The organism is Ruegeria sp. BHSC029, assembly GCF_059613085.1.
On sequence record NZ_JBXWRU010000005.1, the window covers coordinates 298,516 to 316,188 of the forward strand.

Here is a 17,673-nt window from a genome sequence, read left to right on the forward strand (position 1 = left end):
GGAGGACGAAAACATGGCCCGCACCGTCACCACACCACGCAAGCTGATCAACACCGCCTTTGCCTGGGCTGTCGGCCTGCTGATCTTCTTCCCGATCCTCTGGACGATCCTGACCAGCTTCAAGACCGAGGCCCAGGCCATCGCCAGCCCGCCGATCTTTCTGAACTTCGACTGGACGCTGGAGAACTATGCCGTGGTCCAGGAGCGGTCGAACTACATGCGGTATCTGTGGAACTCGATCATCATCGCGGGCGGGTCCACCCTTCTGGGCGTGATCGTCGCGGTGCCCGCCGCCTGGGCCATGGCCTTCGTGCCCTCGGCGCGCACCAAGGATATCCTGTTGTGGATGCTGTCCACCAAGATGCTGCCGGCGGTGGGGGTGTTGTACCCGATCTACCTGTTGTTCATCCAACTGGGCCTGTTGGACAGCCGCGCCGGGCTGGTGGTGGTTCTGATGCTGATCAACCTGCCGATCATCGTCTGGATGCTGTACACCTATTTCCGTGAAATCCCCGGCGACATCCTGGAAGCCGCGCGCATGGACGGCGCCACGCTGAAAGAGGAAATCCTTTACATCCTGACGCCGATGGCGGTGCCGGGCATCGCCTCGACCGTGCTGCTGAATTTCATCCTGGCCTGGAACGAGGCGTTCTGGACCCTGAACCTGACCGCCGTCGACGCGGCCCCGCTGACCGCGTTCATCGCCAGCTATTCCAGCCCCGAGGGCCTGTTCTTCGCCAAGCTCAGCGCGGCATCGACCATGGCCATCGCCCCGATCCTGATCCTTGGGTGGTTCAGTCAGAAACAACTGGTCCGCGGCCTGACCTTCGGCGCCGTGAAGTAAGGAAAGACACATGGGACGCATCGTACTTGAGAAAGTCAGCAAGAGCTTTGGCGACGTGGAAGTCATTCCGCCGCTGGATCTGGAAATCAACGACGGCGAGTTCGTGGTGTTCGTGGGCCCCTCGGGCTGCGGGAAGTCCACCCTGCTGCGCCTGATCGCGGGGCTTGAGGACGTCAGCGGCGGCCGCATCCTGATCGATGATCAGGACGCCACCGCCGTGCCGCCGGCCAAGCGGGGCCTGGCTATGGTGTTCCAGTCCTACGCACTTTATCCGCACATGACTGTGCGCAAGAACATCGCGTTTCCGCTGCGGATGGCCGGGCTGGACAAGGCCGAGCAGGACCGCCGTGTGGAACAGGCGGCCGAGGTTCTGAACCTGACCGACTATCTGGACCGCCGCCCCGGCCAGCTGTCGGGCGGCCAGCGCCAGCGGGTCGCCATCGGCCGCGCCATCGTGCGCGAACCGGCGGCCTTCCTGTTCGACGAGCCGCTGTCGAACCTGGACGCCGCGCTGCGCGTGGGCATGCGGCTGGAGATCTCCGAGCTGCACAACCGGCTGGAAACCACGATGATCTACGTCACCCATGACCAGGTCGAGGCCATGACCATGGCCGACAAGATCGTGGTCCTGCAGGCAGGCGTGATCGAACAGGTAGGCTCGCCGCTCGAACTTTACCGCGCGCCGCGCAACAAGTTCGTGGCCGGCTTCATCGGCTCGCCCAAGATGAATTTCATCGAAGGCCCCGAGGCCAATAAACATGGTGCCCACACGATCGGCGTCCGCCCCGAGCACATTGCCGCCTCGCCCAGCGAGGGCCTGTGGAAAGGTACGGTCGGGGTGTCCGAACATCTGGGTTCGGACACGTTCTTTCACGTCCATGTGGACGGCTTCGCCGAGCCGATGACCGTGCGCGCCGGCGGCGAGGTCGGCCTGCGCCACGGCGACACAATCCATCTGACGCCGGAGGAGGACAAGATCCACCGGTTCGACGCGGCGGGGCTGCGGATCGCATGAACCGGCTGGTTGGAAAACGGGCCCTGATCACCGGGGCGGCGCGGGGCATCGGGCTGGCCTTTGCCCAGGCCTATGCCGCCGAGGGCGCGCAGGTAGCGCTGGCCGACATCGACGTGCAGCAGGCGCGCAAGGCCGCGCGCGAGATCGGGCCGCAGGCGATTGCGGTCGAAATGGATGTCTCGCAGCAGGACAGCATCGAGGCGGGCGTGGCCGACGCCGCGGCGCGGATGGGCGGGGTCGACATCCTGATCAACAACGCCGCGATCTTCACCGCCGCCCCGATCGTGGAAATCATCCGCGCGGATTACCAGCGCGTGTTCGACATCAACGTCGCCGGCACCCTGTTCACGATGCAGGCAGTCGCGCGCCAGATGATCGAGCAGGGTACCGGCGGCAAGATCATCAACATGGCCAGCCAGGCCGGCCGCCGGGGCGAGCAGCTCGTGGCGGTCTATTGCGCCAGCAAGGCGGCGGTGATCAGCCTGACCCAATCGGCGGGGCTGAACCTGATCAAACACGGGATCAACGTGAATGCCATCGCCCCCGGCGTGGTGGATGGCGAGCACTGGGACGGCGTCGATGCCTTCTTTGCCAAATACGAGGGCAAGGCGCCGGGTCAGAAAAAGAAGGAAGTGGGCGAAGCGGTGCCCTTCGGCCGGATGGGCCGGGCCGAGGACCTGACTGGAATGGCGGTCTTTCTGGCCTCGTCCGAGGCCGACTACATCGTGGCCCAGACATACAACGTGGATGGTGGAAATTGGATGAGCTGATGGTGGAGCGCCCCGCGGATACCCGACCGGTCCGGTTGTGTCAGGCCAATTTGGACGTGTTGCCCAAGGGCGTGCTGCGGCCCGAATACGATCGCGCGGCACTGACGCCGGGGATCGTGCATATCGGGGTGGGCAATTTTCATCGCGCGCATCAGGCTTGGTACCTGCACCGGCTGATGCAACAGGGCGCGGCGCAGGATTGGGCCATCATCGGCGCCGGCGTGCGCGCCTATGACGCCGAGATGCGGCGCAAGCTGCTGGCGCAGGACTGTCTGACCACGCTGGTCGAGCTGACCGAGGGCCAGCGTCGTGCCGAGGTGACGGGCGCGATGATCGATTACCTGCCCCCGCAAGAGGACAACGGCCCGCTGATCGCGCAACTGGCCGATCCGGCGATCCGCATCGTCTCGCTGACCGTGACCGAGGGCGGCTATTTCGTGCACCCTGTGACCAAAGGGCTGGACACCGACCACCCCGACATCCGCCACGATGCCGCCAACCCCGACCGTCCGCGCACCGCCTTCGGTGCCATCGTCGCGGGCCTGCGACGGCGGCGCGATGCAGGCGTTGGTCCGCTGACCGGGCTGAGCTGCGACAACCTGATCGGCAACGGGCAGGTTCTGCGTCAGGCGGTGGTGGGGCTGGCGCGACTATCGGACGTGGATCTGGCCGACTGGATCAACACGCAATGCACCTTTCCCAATTCGATGGTCGATTGCATTGTGCCCGCCACCGGCCCGACCGAGCTGGAGCTGGTGCGCGCGCTGGGGATCGACGACGCCGCCCCCGTCACCCATGAAAGCTTCCGCCAATGGGTGATCGAGGATGCCTTTTGCGCCGGTCGCCCGGATTGGGACAAGGTCGGCGCCACATTTACCGTCCGCGTTCATGACTATGAGGTCATGAAGCTGCGCATTCTGAACGCGGGCCACCAGGTTCTGGCCAATGTCGGCGAGATCCTGGGCCTGAATACGATCGCAGACTGCATAGCCGATCCGCTGGTTTCAGCATTCTTCCGAAAGGTTTTGGTCGAAGAAATCGCGCCTTTCGTGCGGCCGGTGCCCAATCAGTCGGTTGCGGACTACGTAACCTTGATCGAGGAGCGGTTCCGCAATCCAGCCATCGTCGACACCACGCGTCGCGTTGCTTTTGACGGATCATCCCGGCATGTGGGCTTTGTACTTCCCACAGTCTATGATGCGTTGGCTGCCGGCGCGCCGATCAATGGGCTGGCCCTGGTCGAGGCGCTGTGGGCCCGCATGTGTGCCGGCACTCGCGAGGATGGAAGTATTATCGAACCCAACGATCCCAACTGGTCCGATCTGGTCACCTCGGCCAACGCGGCCCGCGACGACCCGACCACCTGGCTTGAGCAGACCCAGTACTATCAGGACCTGTCACAATCCGGCGCGTTTCGCGACGCGTTTGACCGGTGGCTCAGGGTGATCTGGGATCAGGGAGCGCGCCAGGCCCTGACGACGTATCTGGGCGACCAAACCTGACCGGTGCAGGATCTAGCAGTGTGCGGCTTTGCCCAAGCCCTCTTCTGCATCGAACAGGGTCTCGGCAACCGACGCCGCATCGTCCAGATGCCGTTCGACGGCTCGGCGCGCGGCGGAGGGGTCGCCGGACTGAATCGCAGAACAGATGGCCTCCATATGTTCGATCCCGGGGCGGTCGCGTTCTGTTGCCGCCAAGGTCATCATCCGCAACCGGCTGATCCGACCATTCAGGCGCTGGACTACATCCCAAGCCACATGATGCCCTGCCCCCTCAAAAATCTCTGAGTAGAAATCGGAAGTGGCGCGGAAGATCGAGCCCGGTGTCTTGTCCACGAAACCTTGCTTGAGCCGCACCAGCGCCCCATGCAGGCTGCTGGCCCTGTCTGATGTGATATTGCGCGCGCAGTTCTCGGCGGCCGCGGTTTCCAGCATGCGGCGGATATCGTAGATCTGCCGTGCCTCGTCCCGTGTGATCGAAGCCACGATCGGCCCGTGCCCGGGCAGAATTTCGACCAGCCCCTCGGCCTCGAGATAGCGGATCGTTTCCCGGATGACTGTCCTGCTGACACCAAGCTGATCACATAGCGGACGTTCCACCAGCCGTTCGCCGGGCTGGAAAACACCTTCGATGATGGCCTCGCGCATGCGCTCCTGCACCATGTCGCGCAGGGTTGCCGGAGGATGATCGATCTTGGTCAGTCTTGGCGATGTCATGGACGGGAATCTATCGGTCGCGCGTTGCCTCAGCAAGGTATGATTGACATCCTGTCATATGGTATACCATCATGCCGGAAACGGAATCACAGGACCTTTGCGATGCCCGCCACCATCCGTAAAACACTGCTGCATGTCGAAAACACGCTGATCGAAGGTGGCAAAGCCGCCGAGCGCCCTTTGACCTTGATCGCGGCGGTCGCCGTCATCACCAACCCCTGGGCCGGCCGCGGCTTTGTCGAAGATCTTCGTCCAGAGATACACGATTGTGCTCCGGGGCTGGGCCACATGCTGACCGAGATGGTTCTCGAGGCGGCCGGCGGCGGTGACCGGGTTGAAGCCTATGGCAAAGCCGCCGTTGTCGGAGTGAATGGTGAGGTCGAGCACGGGTCGGCCCTGATCCATACCCTGAGGTTCGGAAATGCCTATCGCGAGGCGGTGGGCGCAAAATCCTACCTTGCCTTCACCAATACGCGCGGACCGGCAAATGCGGCCATGCAAATTCCCCTGATGGACAAGCATGATGGTGGGCGGCGCAGCCACTATCTGACCATCCACCTGCAGGTCGCCGACGCTCCGGCCCCGGATGAGATCATGATCGCTTTGGGTGCTTCGATAGGAGGGCGCCCGCATCACCGCATCGGAGATCGTTATCAGGATCTGAAGGATTTGGGACATGACGTCGACAATCCGGCAGCTGTCTGAACCATTCGGACGCCTTGGCTTGCGCTTTGCCGGCCCCCCCGATGGCGAACCTCTGGTCCTGTTGCACGGGGTCGGTATGCAGTCGGAGGCCTGGGCGCCGCAGATCGATGCCTTGTCCGACTTGCATGCGGTCTACGCACTGGATCTGCCAGGGCATGGCCAGTCCGGCCCGATCGCTGCGGGGGCGCAGTTACCAGCATTTGTGGAGTGGCTGCGGGCGGCGCTGGACGCTTTGAACCTGGATCACGTGAACCTTGTCGGTCATTCGATGGGCGCACTGATTGCCGGCGGGTTTGCGGTCGAACATCCCGATCGGGTTCGACGCGTTGCCCTGTTGAACGGAGTGTTTCGGCGGGACGATCAGGCCCGGGACTCTGTGCTGGCGCGCGCCGGCTTGATCAGCGCCGGAACGTTTGATCTGGAAACCCCGCTGCAACGCTGGTTCGCAAACAGTCCGGCCGACCGCACCGCTCGGGACAGGGTCGCCGCATGGTTGGCCGCGGTCGACATAAACGGCTATTCGGCGGCCTACGATGCCTTTGCCCGGGGCGACATGGTCTACGCTGATCGCTACCCTCAGATCTCTTGCCCTTTGCTGGCGTTGACGGGTGCTGAGGATCCGAATTCCACACCCGACATGACCCGCGCCATCGCCGCGGCCGCCAAGGGGCAGGCGGTTGTCGTCGAGGGTCATCGGCACATGGTGAACCTCACTGATCCAAAGACTGTCAACGCGGCCCTTGTTCAATGGCTGAAGACCCCAACGCACGAAAGGTCGCCCGCATGACCGATTTCGACCCTCGCGTTCTGCGCAGCGCGTTCGGAACCTTTCTCACCGGTGTCACGGTGGTCACGACCCATGACGAATCCGGCCGACCGATCGGCTTTACCGCCAATTCCTTTTCCTCGGTTTCGCTGGACCCTCCGCTGATCTCGGTCTGTCTTGCCAATACTTCCAGCAATTTCAACACATTCTCTGAAGCCGCCGGTTTCGCCGTCAACATCCTGTCGGAGGATCAGATCAGCGTTTCGAACACCTTCGCACGCCCTTCGCAGGACCGGTTTGCCGGTGTCGATTGGAAGCCAGGACCCAACGGCGCACCAATCCTTGACGGGGTTTCAGCCTGGTTTGACTGCTCGGTTTTCAAGACGGTCGAAGCCGGCGACCACCTGATCCTGATCGGTCGGGTCGAGGCCTTCGACCACTCGATCGCACCTGGCCTGGGTTATGCCCGCGGCGCCTACGTGACGCCTGCCGCCGAAGCCCGGGCGCTGAACCGTCGCGCGGGCGTCGTGGTTTCCGCGTTGATCGAGCGGGACGGCCAGATCCTTCTGCTGGACGATGGCAACGGCGGCCTGACCATTCCGGCAACCGAGGACATGGCGAACGGCGCCGATACTGCAATGGCCCAGTTGATCGCGGGATGTGGGATCAAGGCAGAACCGGGCTTCATCTATTCGGTCTACCAAGACAAGTCGCGACGACAGCATATCTCGTTCCTTTGCCAAGCCGAGGACGGCACCCCAGCCAACGGAGCTTTTACGCAAATCGTCAAGTCGACGCTGATGGATGTCGCGGACCCGGCGATCTGTACGATGCTGGAACGTTTCGCCCGGGAAAGCCGCATGGGCAATTTCGGCATATACTACGGAGATGAAACCAGCGGACGGGTCAAACCGTTGGTTCGGGGGAGTTGAAATGAAGTTCTCGCTGTTTGCGCATATGGAGCGGATTTCGCCAGAGCAGGACCAGAAGCAGTTGTATGACGAGTTCATCCAACTGTGCAAAATCGCCGACGACGGCGGGATGCATGCCGTCTGGACGGGCGAACACCACGGGATGAATTTTACAATCGCACCCAACCCGTTTCTCAGCCTGATTGACGTGGCTCGGCACACCCGGAATGTCCGGCTGGGCACCGGCACCGTGATCGCGCCGTTCTGGCATCCGATCCGTTTGGCCGGTGAGGCCGCGATGACGGACATCATCACCGACGGACGGATGGATCTGGGCATTGCCCGCGGTGCCTACAGTTACGAATACGAACGGATGATGCCTGGCATGGATGCGTGGGAAGCCGGGCAGCGCATGCGCGAACTCATCCCTGCCGTGAAACAGCTCTGGCAGGGAGATTACGCCCATGACGGCGAATTCCACCAATTTCCCAAGACCACCTCGTCGCCCCTGCCCTTGCAACCTGGTGGGCCGCCCATCTGGGTGGCCGCACGCGACCCCAACAGCCACGAATTCGCCGTACGCTCCGGGTGCAACGTACAGGTCACGCCATTGTGGAACGGCGACGACGAAGTCATCGACCTGATGGCCAAGTTCAATGCCGCCTGCGCAAAGTTTCCTGACATGCCGCGCCCCAAGATCATGTTGCTGCGCCACACTTACGTGGCCGAAGATCAGAACGACGTGAAACAGGCCGCCATCGAGTTGAACCGGTTCTACTGCTATTTCGGCGCATGGTTCATGAACAAGCGTGACGTTACCCAGGGGCTGATTGCCCCGCTGAGTGATGCCGAAATCGCCGAGCATCCGTTCTATTCGCCCCAGAACATGGAGCGGGACCTTGTCATCGGAACAGCCGATACCGTGATCGACCGGCTTCGGAGATGCGAGGAACTGGGGTATGACGAGTATTCATTCTGGATCGACTCCAGCATGCCGTTTGAACGCAAAAAGGCCTCGTTGGAGCGTTTCATCAAGGATGTGATGCCGGCCTTTCAATAGGGGAATTCTGGATGCAACGGTTTCAGAACTATATCGGCGGCACTTTCCGCGATGGCGACACCTGGTTCGAAAGTCTCGACCCATCCGCAGGTGAGGCTTGGGCGCAGATACCCGCCGCCAGCCAAGCTGATGTGGACCAGGCCGTGATGGCAGCGGACCAGGCTTTCAGATCCCCGGAATGGGCGTCCCTGACCGCAACCGCGCGGGGCAAGCTGCTATACCGGTTGGCAGATCTGATTGCTGAAAACGCACCGAGACTGGCCGAGCTGGAAACCCGCGACACTGGAAAAATCATCCGCGAAACCTCGGCGCAGATTGCCTATGTCGCGGATTATTATCGTTACTACGCGGGCCTCGCGGACAAGATCGAAGGCGCCCATTTGCCCATCGACAAGCCAGAAATGGAAGTTTGGCTGCGGCGAGAACCCGTGGGGGTTGTCGCGGCGATCGTGCCCTGGAACTCACAATTGTTCCTGTCGGCGGTCAAGATCGGCCCGGCCCTGGCGGCCGGTTGCACAGTGGTGCTGAAGGCCTCGGAGGAGGCCCCTGCCCCAATGCTGGAGTTCGCGCGGATCTTTCACAAGGCCGGGTTTCCCGAAGGCGTTCTGAATGTTCTGACGGGTGGGCCCGATGTCGGCGCTGCCTTGACCCGGCACGAAAGAATTGCCCATGTCGCCTTTACCGGTGGGCCGGAAACGGCTCGGCATATCGTGCGAAACTCGGCCGAGAATCTGGCGTCTACCTCTTTGGAGCTGGGTGGAAAGTCGCCCTTTATCGTGTTCGAGGATGCGGATCTGGACAGTGCGGTCAACGCTCAGGTTTCCGGAATTTTCGCGGCGTCGGGTCAAAGCTGCGTTGCCGGGTCGCGGCTTGTGGTTCAGGCATCGATCAAGGACGCGGTCCTGGACCGTCTGCGGCAAAAGGCCGAAGCGGTCGTGATCGGCGCACCGGATGATATGGCGACCGAAGTCGGGCCCCTGTGCACGCAGCGGCAGCAGAAATGGGCCGCCGAACTTGTCACCCGGTCGCAGGCCCAAGGCGCGCAATTGATTACTGGCGGCCAGCCGCTTGATCGCGCGGGATTCTACTTTCCACCGACCATTCTGGATTGCAGTCGGGCGCGCGATGCTGATTGCTTGACGCACGAATTCTTCGGCCCCGTCCTGTCGGTCGTTTCCTTCGAAACAGAGGATGAGGCCATCGCGATCGCAAACGATACCCGGTTTGGCCTGGCCTCGGGCGTGTTCACGCAAAACCTCACGCGGGCCCATCGGATGGTTCGGTCAATCCGAGCCGGCATTGTCTGGGTCAACACCTACCGCGCAGTCAGTCCGATCGCTCCGTTTGGGGGGCATGGATTGTCGGGGCATGGGCGCGAGGGCGGGCTGCAGGCTGCATTGGACTACACCAAAATCAAGTCCGTTTGGCTGCGCACCAGCGACGACCCTATTCCTGATCCTTTTGTCATGCGCTGACCCGCCGGCCACCTCGAAATGCGTAAAACTCGGCAGGAAACTCAGAGACCACGAAACAGATCGGCTTGGCAGTAGCTTGCCCACCGTTACACACTGCGCATCCCGGTTGCAGCGTATTCGAGTTGCAAAACAAGGGTTCAGATTCCACAAGCCGATTTCGAATAGTGCGTGAGGTTCACCGCGCCCGAATTCACTTCGCTCTGCCCGATGAATGGACAGGCTGACTATGGTCATCTGGTGATCGATTGAATTCGGGGGGCTGGCTTGTCAGGTCGAAGTCGCTGAAACTGTTCCTGGGATCGTTCCGAAACCACGGCTCCTTCCAAGAGAACTGCACCGTTTCCATTGCCCGGCGCCGGGTCAGGTTTCCGACGCAGCGGTGGTTGCGGATTGGAAGGCACTGGTATCCACGTGGCGGCATCCCGATCGACCTGTCTTGGCAAACAGGCGCGGGGTCTGCGTTTGGTCAAACCGGAACAGAAGCAGCCTTACTTGGTGGCGCTGACATCTCCGGGGATGCACCCACGGGCGCAGAACCTCATGTCACTGGGCGCAACGGACCAAACGTCAACGTCATTCGGCGGCTTGTTCTTGAAGTCGATATCAAGGCAACTTGCGGCCTTCGGAGTGTAGTACTTGTTTCTGGGGTCGACATTGCCGAGTTGGTCAAACCCTGAAATTAGACGCATATTCGGCCCCCATCTTTCGCCATGCAGTGTCAGATTGGAGTAATAAGCCATCAGCTTGATCGATTTACCCTGCGCGAACATCTTGTAGGTCATCTGGACCCCACCGATTGTCTTGTCGATCGGCCCCTGTTCCAACCCGGAACCAATCGAGATGACCCACCGGCGCTTGAGCGGGATGGAAATATCAACTCCGTCTTCACTGCATTCCAGCAACTTGTACGAAAAAATGTTCAGCACGGCGTTTGTTCTAATCGGGTTCGTGTGAAGCCTTAGAACGCTGTAAACCGGCTTGATGGTGGCACTTTGGACCGGAGCACCGTTGACGACACAATTTTTCTGCAGCACCGCAAGTTCCGTCAGAACCATGTCCGAAAAGGACGACGCAAAACCACCCTCGAGGGACTGCGCCATAAGCGCCGACATTCCGGGGGCCTCCAAAACCCGCGTGGAATCTCCGTATTCGCGGAAAAGTTCAACGGGATCCAAGGAAACCAACTGACGGTCAGCTGAAAACAGCAGGTTCTCAGGATCATTTTCATCGACGATTTGATGATACTGAAAGGTAAACAACTCGGTGCCGCCGGAGTACTGCGGTATCCCATCTTCAAATTTTACGGTTCCGTCTTCGGACAAAATCTCCTGTGCCTTTGCTGGTCCGTGGATTGCAAGCGCCATCGCTGCGCCAAGAATTGAAACGCCTAAAGCCTTAAGTCTGAACATGATTATCCCCAGTTTTTTGATCTAAAAATCGAAACAATGCCATCAAACACTATCAAATTTTCGTATATGTTTCAATAATCGCACCTTTCGGCAGTTCGGCTGAAGTTATGTCCAGACCAAAAACCTGGTGTAAAAACTGCGTCGAACCGGGTGGTTCACTTCATTGCGACTTCGGACTGCGCATTGCGCAAGGCCGCCTCGACCCGGTCGGTGAATGGGAGCTGGTACCGGACACTCCAGGATTTCTCACCCGCTCGCACAAGTTCGATCACCTTCAAGCCTTCAGCGATCTCTCCGGCCATCAAGTGCGCGTCTGCGAGCAACGTCTGAGCGTAGAGAACGATCTGAGTTGAACCTGTATCAACATAGGCGTCGATCCCGGCCGAGATCTCGGCGATCCCCTCGGCAGGGTGACCTTCTGATGCCCGCGCCCAGCCGTGCAGGATGCGGCCCCAGGCATCCCAGTAGTGGAACTCCCGTTGCCCACTGATCTCGAGAGCCCGGTTGACCATATTCAGCAATGCACTTGTGTCGCCCAATATCTGATAGATGGTCGCCAGGATGTTCAGCCCGTAGCAACGCGTGAAATCGTGTGGTTCACGACTGATCCGCTCAGCCAGTTCCGTTAGCTCGGCGCGAAACGTTTCGCCGTCTCCGCTTTGCAGCGCCACGGCCCAGCACCGCATCGCCTGATCAACCAAGTATATGTCTGCCTCGTGATAATTCAGCAGATCGTCCGGATCAGTTGCCCCGCGTAACGCAATCGCTCGGTCGAAAGCAGAAATGGCGACCTCCAGACGGCCGACCATGAAGTTGCTCATGCCGATATTGTGCGCCGCGAGCGCCTCCATCGTCGGGTTTTCCGCGCGCCGTGCGACCTCCTCCAGGTAATCACACAAAGCCAACGCGCCCCTCGGATCGCCCAGAGTCAACTGAGCACCGAACTGCACATGCACGGCCAAAAACGCATCCGTCACACTGGCGGAGGAACGGTCAAGCAGGTGGCGGAACCGGTCCAGATTGGCCAAAACCTCTTTCGACCCGAACGCCCTGGTACTGAGGGCCACGTTCAGCATCTTGCGCAGCGAAATCTCTTCTCGATCCCGTTCGGGGCTTGGGGTGATTTTGTCGTTCTCGGTCAAGGCTTCATTGAGATGGTGGATGGTTTCTTCGTTGGCAAATCGCTCGCCCGAGATGACTGCCGCCCGGCGCCACGCGTCCCGGGCCTGTTTGGGCATGTCCGCGCGGGCATAGTGCTGGGCCAGCAATTCAGGGATCTGACCCACAAGGTCACTGAACGAAGTGTCGAGGACCTCGGCGATCCGGCTGTGCACCGCCCGCGCCCGACTGGGCAACATCAGGTCATAGGCCGCGTCCCGTATCAAAGCGTGGCGGAACGCATAGGCACCTCCCATATTGACCCCGCGCCGCACCAATATTTGCGCTTCGACCAACTCGTCCAACATGCGCAGGGTTGCCTCGTACGATTGACCGCTGACCGAACTGACCATCGCAGGCAGGATGTTGCGGTCAATGGCGGCGCAGACCGGCACGATATCGCGGGCCGTGCTCAGCCGGTCGAACATGGCCCAGAACAGTTCCTTGAGCGTCGATGGCAGTGCCTGTTGCATCTGCATTGCGGACGCGTCCGTCTGGTCGAAGAACCCGTCCTGGATCATTCGTGCCATCTCTTCCGCAAACAGAGGGACGCCATCCGTCCTGTTCGCGATCCGGTCTTTCATGGTCTGTGTCACTTGCTTGGACTGCAAAAGCGCATCCAGCATCTGGTGGACGTGGTCCCGGTCGAGGCGGGAAATCGTCAGCGGGACGACACCCTCCCGGCCTTCCCACGGTGGATGGTAGGACGGGCGGAACGTGCACATGATCATGACGGGCATGGACCTGAAGCGCTCGATCAACAAAGCGATGATTTCCTCAGTCGAGGGATCGATCCAATGCAGGTCTTCAAACAGCAACAGAACCGGTCGATGCCGCGCCAGCGCAGCAACGGTCTGCACCAAGGCCTCCTGAAACTGCTGCTTGAGCCGGTCAAAGGGCAGTTTCAGCAGGTCTTCCTCGGCCTCCACCGGCAACGACATGGCATAGGCAAACAAAGGAAGATAGTCTTCCGGAACCTCCGACCATTCCTGAAACAGTTGCCTGAGTTTGCGCAGCTTCCGCTGGTCGGAGTCGGTTCTGCGGAAATCGGCCATGTGGCTGATCCAGCTGAGAACCGGGAAATGGGCACTTCGCTCGTGGTTGGGCGAGCATTGGAACCCAAGCCGCAGATATTGTTGCTCTTCGAATCCGCGGGTCGCTTCCTCGACAAGACGCGATTTTCCGATGCCGGCCTCACCGGAAACCATAACCGCCTGCCCTTCTCCATTCAGTGCGGCCTGCCAATGCTTCTTGATCGTCGCGACCTCATCGACCCGGTTGACGAAGGGCGAGCCTTGAACCCCGGAACGCGCCTGAAACCGCAGCATCGGCTCTTCCGCACTCAGAACTTTCCAGATGCCGATCGGGTTCTCAAACCCCTTGAGGCTTTGCTTCCCCTTCCACTCGCAGCGAAAGTTGCTCCCGATCAGCAGCTTGGTGTGCTCGCTGATGGCGACCGTCCCAGGGTCCGCCAGTTCTTGGATACGGGCCGCCAAATTCGGAACCTCACCGACCACCAGACCTCCCAAAGTCGAGTGATTGTCGACCACGGCTTCCCCGGAAGAAATCCCGACCCGAACCCCGATGACCTCACCCTTGCCGTGTTTGATACGACCAATGGAGCCACAGATTTCCAGTCCGGCGGCAACGGCCCTTTCCGCATCGTTCTCTTCGACCGTCGGATAACCGAAATAAGCAACCACTCCATCTCCGATGAATTGGGCAATGTGCCCTTGGTGCCGGGTCACGACATCAAAACAAAGGGCTTGATAGTCGTGCAGAACGGAGCGGTACTCCTCAAGATCCAGATGACTGGACAATTCAGTTGATCCAACGAGATCGACAAAGACCAAAGTCAGATACCTGCGCTCGGGGACACCTTCCAATGCCGTGGGTTGAGGCGCGTGAGACCCAGTTTGCGATGACGTGAGAGCATTCTCGGAATGTGATACGTCACCTTGATCCGAGCGAAGCGCCTCGATCGCCCGCATCATGCGTTTGCGATCCCCGAGGTTCAGCCCAAGCTCGACCAGGTCGTTTTCCGTGAGGGTGCCAAGAACATCCAATTCGATCGCGTTCGAGGCGAACACATCATGGTACTTTTCAAGGGAATACCTCTCCAACCACGCCTTGATGTCAGCCATCTTCAGTCCTCGGTCGAAATTACTTCAATGTGCTTTGCCTTTTGTTCAATCGGCGTCAGTCAGAGGGACCTGGTTTCTGACGAAGCTAAAATATGTCCGACCGTATGCCGGCCCTTATAGTCAGCGCGTTGCGTATTAATTGCCAATGCAAGACAGAACGCCCGCATTGTTGCCCCAACACGAACCTATCCCAAGTCGGAATTTGCGTCTACTGGCTGGCAAAATGCACCTTCGGGCCAAGCGGGATTCAATCAAGAACGCATCCAGCCAGAATTGGCCCAGCCGACGTTCACACTACCCAAGTTTCAGTCTGTCTCTCCGCTACTCATAGCGGTGGCGGTTCGGCGTCAAAATGGTCAAACGCCGGCGTATTGGAAACAAACCGAGCGTCCGTCATAATGATCATAATTATGCCTTTTTGCATACTACAGGGGAAGTGGCGGAAAGGTACCTGTTTACAGGAAGGTTTGGCCGGTGGAAGCACAGGCCAAACCAATGGTTAAAAATGGTCAGCCCAAATGCTCAACTAGCCGTTCCAACAACCGCGCGGCTTCGTCTACGCTCAGAGTCCGGCCGCGAAGATGTATCCGCAATTCGCCCGCTGATACCTCTGCTCGCAATTCTCCGCCTTTGGGCAGCGTCTGAATAGGCAGCCGTTGAATCTGTTTCGGGCGGCCCCCACGCGGCTTTTCCTGAGTCGGTGCAGGCGCGTCTTTCAACGCAGCCTCTATCACGGTCAGTTCCGATTTCGGGTCCGTGGCCTCACCCCGGGACAAGGCCTCCCTCAGCTTGGCCTGCGCGCCATCCCGGATAGCCGCGGCTATCCTGAGACCTGCCTTTTCCGACAACGCAACCGGGTACTGCAGTAAGTCGCCCAAGGCCTCGTGAACCACCGCAAAGCTGCGGACCTTGGACCTTTTGGCCTTGGAGGCTGCGGCGAACAGAACATCCACGGCGGCTTCGGTCGACGGGAATACACCCTGCCCCACAGCGAGGACAGCGATGCGCCCACGTTCATACGGGCTGAGGTTTGATCGAAGTTCGTTCTCCTCGACCATCGAAACATACGCCCCCTGCCCTGCGCCAGCCTGGCGCACGAACGCGGGAATTTGGGCGAATTTCGGGTCACCGCCGGCCAAACGGCGGAAGGCGTCCAACCGGCGATAGCCCGATATCAGGCCATAGCCATCCTCGGTTTTGGTCACCTCGATTGGCGTCCGCAGCCCGTTGGAGCGCAGAGATTCCAGCAGTTCGGACATTGCCTCTTCGTCATCGACCATGCGGTCGCGCCGCAAGAAATCGGCATCGATCTGATCTATGGGCACCATCTCTGCGACCAGACCGGCGTCCTGGGCATCCCGCCAACGCGCAGCGTCGCCTTGGTCTTTTGCAAGGGTTGCACGGTCGGTCACTGCTGCCATGCCATTCAGCGTCGCGGCCTCGGCCGCGACCTGCGCGATTGGCGGAGTTGACGGGTTGGCCTCGAACGGACTGATCGAGGGTTTCGCGGCGAAACCAGCCTCGAGTTGTTCAAGCTCCGCCGCATCCGGCGCCGTCAGTCTTCTGCGTTTAGCCATCTGCCTGTCCTCCCATCTGGGCGTCGCGCCACCAACACCCGATCAGCACTTCTTTGAATTCCGCGTAAGTTCGATCGAAGGTCTCTCGCCCCCGGACATAGGTGTCGCGGTTAAAGTCACGGTAGTCCGCTTCGTAGATTCCGTTCACCTGTTCTCCGGCCTGCCCTACCAAAGCGGTGTAATCCTGCCGATAGGCGTTCATGAAATCACCGAAATACGCCTGTATCACGTTGGCCATGTCCGTCTGCTGACTGGCGTCGAACCGGGTGATGATCGCGCGCACGACATCCCATTCGAACTTGAGTTCGGGCAAGCCAGCTGCCCTTTGTGCCGCGTTCTCGCCATCCTCGATACTGGCGAACGTGGTGTAGAGCATGTCGAAGAAGCGCCCGGTGGAATCAAATTCCAGGAATGAAGCTCCGAGCGGCACCAGCAAAATATCCGCTGCGGCCAGCGCATTGATCGTTAGGTATCCAAGTGCAGGAGGAGTATCGAGGAACACGATGTCGTAATCATTCAATACCGCCTCGTCCTGCAAGAAGTTGGTGAGCCCGTCCCACAGCGGCCAACTGCGAAGGCCCATCCGCCAGACCGGGATCTGAAATTCAGCCCAATAAAGGTTCAGTTGAGCACCAATGAGATCAATGTTGGGCCAATGGGTCTTCTGGATGACATCCTGAGGTTGGGTTCTCAGTGCCTCTTGCAGAGTTTCATCCAATGGGATTTCGGGTTGACCGGCAGCGGCACGGACCCTGTTCTCCTCCTGAACCGCGCGCGCATAGTCTTTTGCGATCAAGGGGAAGACCGTCTGCCATTCATCCGCGACGCGACCACCCAGGATCGACGTCATGGATCCCTGGCTATCAAGATCAATCACCAGCACTTTATAACCGTCCAACGCGGCCGACATTGCCAGATGAGCAGCGGTCGACGTCTTGCCCACGCCACCTTTGAAATTGGCAACGGCAACAACTTTTGCCGGCAGATTTTCCGGCCGGTAGGGCAGGTATTCCTTGGTGCTTACACCTTCGGCCGCGAAATGGCGCCTCAAGGTCAGAACTTCTTCGAGGGTGAACCATTTCGATCCTGCTTCGCCTTCGCCTTGCGGGAGGTCGGGATTTGCCTTGAGGACGCGGCGCAGGTGGGCCGGAGCCACCGGGATCAGGTATTTGGTAATCTCCCAAATCGAAAACCGGCGAAGGCGCTTTTCGCCATCGGGCGCATACCCGCGGCGGGCTAGATCTTCGCGCCCTTTGGCACAGAAGGTTGCAGCTTTTGCGAATCGTGATGTCCCGATAGGATCGGGTAACTTTGATGCAGCCTTGGCCGGATCCAGGTTGAAGTACGGCGGTAGAGCAGGTTGTTTAGATTTTGTCACTGTCGATGCCTCGAATAATGTTCGCCTTTCCGGCGTATATCAGGAAATGTACCGAACATTTTCCTTCTGCGCTATCCTCGAAAGAGCAGTTTTCCACAGAAGAATGCCGAAGAGTTCGGTTTCGCGACGAAACCGGCATATATTCTCAGAAAAGGGCACACCAAAGAGTTTATTTTCTTTAAGGGTTTTAGATTCTTTGACGACAGAAAACATAAATAAATCATATATTTGTGGTCGCATCGGCA

General features: G+C 59.8%; 14 protein-coding genes and 1 pseudogene. 10 read left to right on the forward strand and 5 right to left on the reverse strand.

The annotated features are described in order from the left end of the window. Window positions 1-13: 13 nt before the first annotated feature. The 4 genes from AC2FML_RS14375 to AC2FML_RS14390 are packed head-to-tail and all read left to right on the forward strand — an operon-like array spanning window position 14 to window position 4,131. Window positions 14-844, forward strand: a complete 831-nt coding sequence (locus tag AC2FML_RS14375) for a carbohydrate ABC transporter permease (RefSeq protein WP_170341115.1) — start codon at window positions 14-16, stop codon at window positions 842-844. 10 nt (window positions 845-854) lie between these two features. Next, complete coding sequence (locus AC2FML_RS14380; RefSeq protein ID WP_496783700.1) at window positions 855-1,859, forward strand: ABC transporter ATP-binding protein; 1,005 nt, start codon at window positions 855-857, stop codon at window positions 1,857-1,859. Further along, a complete protein-coding gene (locus AC2FML_RS14385; protein WP_496783701.1) occupies window positions 1,856-2,629 on the forward strand; it encodes an L-iditol 2-dehydrogenase in 774 nt (257 codons plus the stop codon). Before AC2FML_RS14380 ends, AC2FML_RS14385 begins: the two co-directional genes overlap by 4 nt. Next, a complete protein-coding gene (locus tag AC2FML_RS14390) occupies window positions 2,629-4,131 on the forward strand; it encodes a mannitol dehydrogenase family protein (RefSeq protein WP_496783702.1) in 1,503 nt (500 codons plus the stop codon). Before AC2FML_RS14385 ends, AC2FML_RS14390 begins: the two co-directional genes overlap by 1 nt. Window positions 4,132-4,143: 12 nt before the next feature. On the opposite strand, the gene AC2FML_RS14395 is transcribed toward AC2FML_RS14390, so the two are convergent. Then, window positions 4,144-4,845, reverse strand: coding sequence for a GntR family transcriptional regulator (locus AC2FML_RS14395; protein ID WP_496783703.1), 702 nt, complete (start codon window positions 4,843-4,845; stop codon window positions 4,144-4,146). A 102-nt stretch (window positions 4,846-4,947) separates the two neighbouring features. Here AC2FML_RS14395 and AC2FML_RS14400 point away from each other — a divergent pair, with 102 nt between their 5' ends. From AC2FML_RS14400 to queF, 6 genes and pseudogenes are all read left to right on the forward strand, one after another. Then, window positions 4,948-5,550 (forward strand): amino acid synthesis family protein, encoded by a 603-nt coding sequence (locus AC2FML_RS14400; RefSeq protein WP_496783704.1) that lies wholly within the window; start codon window positions 4,948-4,950, stop codon window positions 5,548-5,550. Further along, entirely contained in the window at window positions 5,522-6,337 is an 816-nt protein-coding gene (locus tag AC2FML_RS14405; protein ID WP_170440970.1) for an alpha/beta fold hydrolase, read from the forward strand. Before AC2FML_RS14400 ends, AC2FML_RS14405 begins: the two co-directional genes overlap by 29 nt. Next, window positions 6,334-7,248 (forward strand): flavin reductase family protein, encoded by a 915-nt coding sequence (locus AC2FML_RS14410; RefSeq protein ID WP_496783705.1) that lies wholly within the window; start codon window positions 6,334-6,336, stop codon window positions 7,246-7,248. Before AC2FML_RS14405 ends, AC2FML_RS14410 begins: the two co-directional genes overlap by 4 nt. Window position 7,249: 1 nt before the next feature. Further along, window positions 7,250-8,287: an LLM class flavin-dependent oxidoreductase gene (locus tag AC2FML_RS14415; RefSeq protein ID WP_260066612.1), complete on the forward strand. Its 1,038-nt coding sequence runs from the start codon at window positions 7,250-7,252 to the stop codon at window positions 8,285-8,287. A gap of 11 nt (window positions 8,288-8,298) precedes the next feature. Next, a complete protein-coding gene (locus tag AC2FML_RS14420; RefSeq protein WP_496783706.1) occupies window positions 8,299-9,762 on the forward strand; it encodes an aldehyde dehydrogenase in 1,464 nt (487 codons plus the stop codon). Between the two features lie 93 nt (window positions 9,763-9,855). Beyond that, a pseudogene (gene queF / locus AC2FML_RS14425) lies at window positions 9,856-10,211 on the forward strand (preQ(1) synthase); the annotation flags it as partial. Window positions 10,212-10,250: 39 nt separating this feature from the next. Here the strand turns inward: queF and AC2FML_RS14430 are convergent. From AC2FML_RS14430 to AC2FML_RS14445, 4 genes are all read right to left on the reverse strand, one after another. Beyond that, window positions 10,251-11,171: a hypothetical protein gene (locus AC2FML_RS14430; protein WP_496783707.1), complete on the reverse strand. Its 921-nt coding sequence runs from the start codon at window positions 11,169-11,171 to the stop codon at window positions 10,251-10,253. A gap of 155 nt (window positions 11,172-11,326) precedes the next feature. Further along, a complete protein-coding gene (locus AC2FML_RS14435) occupies window positions 11,327-14,473 on the reverse strand; it encodes an adenylate/guanylate cyclase domain-containing protein (RefSeq protein WP_496783708.1) in 3,147 nt (1,048 codons plus the stop codon). A 509-nt stretch (window positions 14,474-14,982) separates the two neighbouring features. Beyond that, window positions 14,983-16,050: a ParB/RepB/Spo0J family partition protein gene (locus AC2FML_RS14440; protein ID WP_170367450.1), complete on the reverse strand. Its 1,068-nt coding sequence runs from the start codon at window positions 16,048-16,050 to the stop codon at window positions 14,983-14,985. Continuing rightward, complete coding sequence (locus AC2FML_RS14445; protein WP_170341760.1) at window positions 16,043-17,428, reverse strand: AAA family ATPase; 1,386 nt, start codon at window positions 17,426-17,428, stop codon at window positions 16,043-16,045. The genes AC2FML_RS14440 and AC2FML_RS14445 overlap by 8 nt, the downstream gene beginning before the upstream one ends. Window positions 17,429-17,673: the final 245 nt, after the last annotated feature.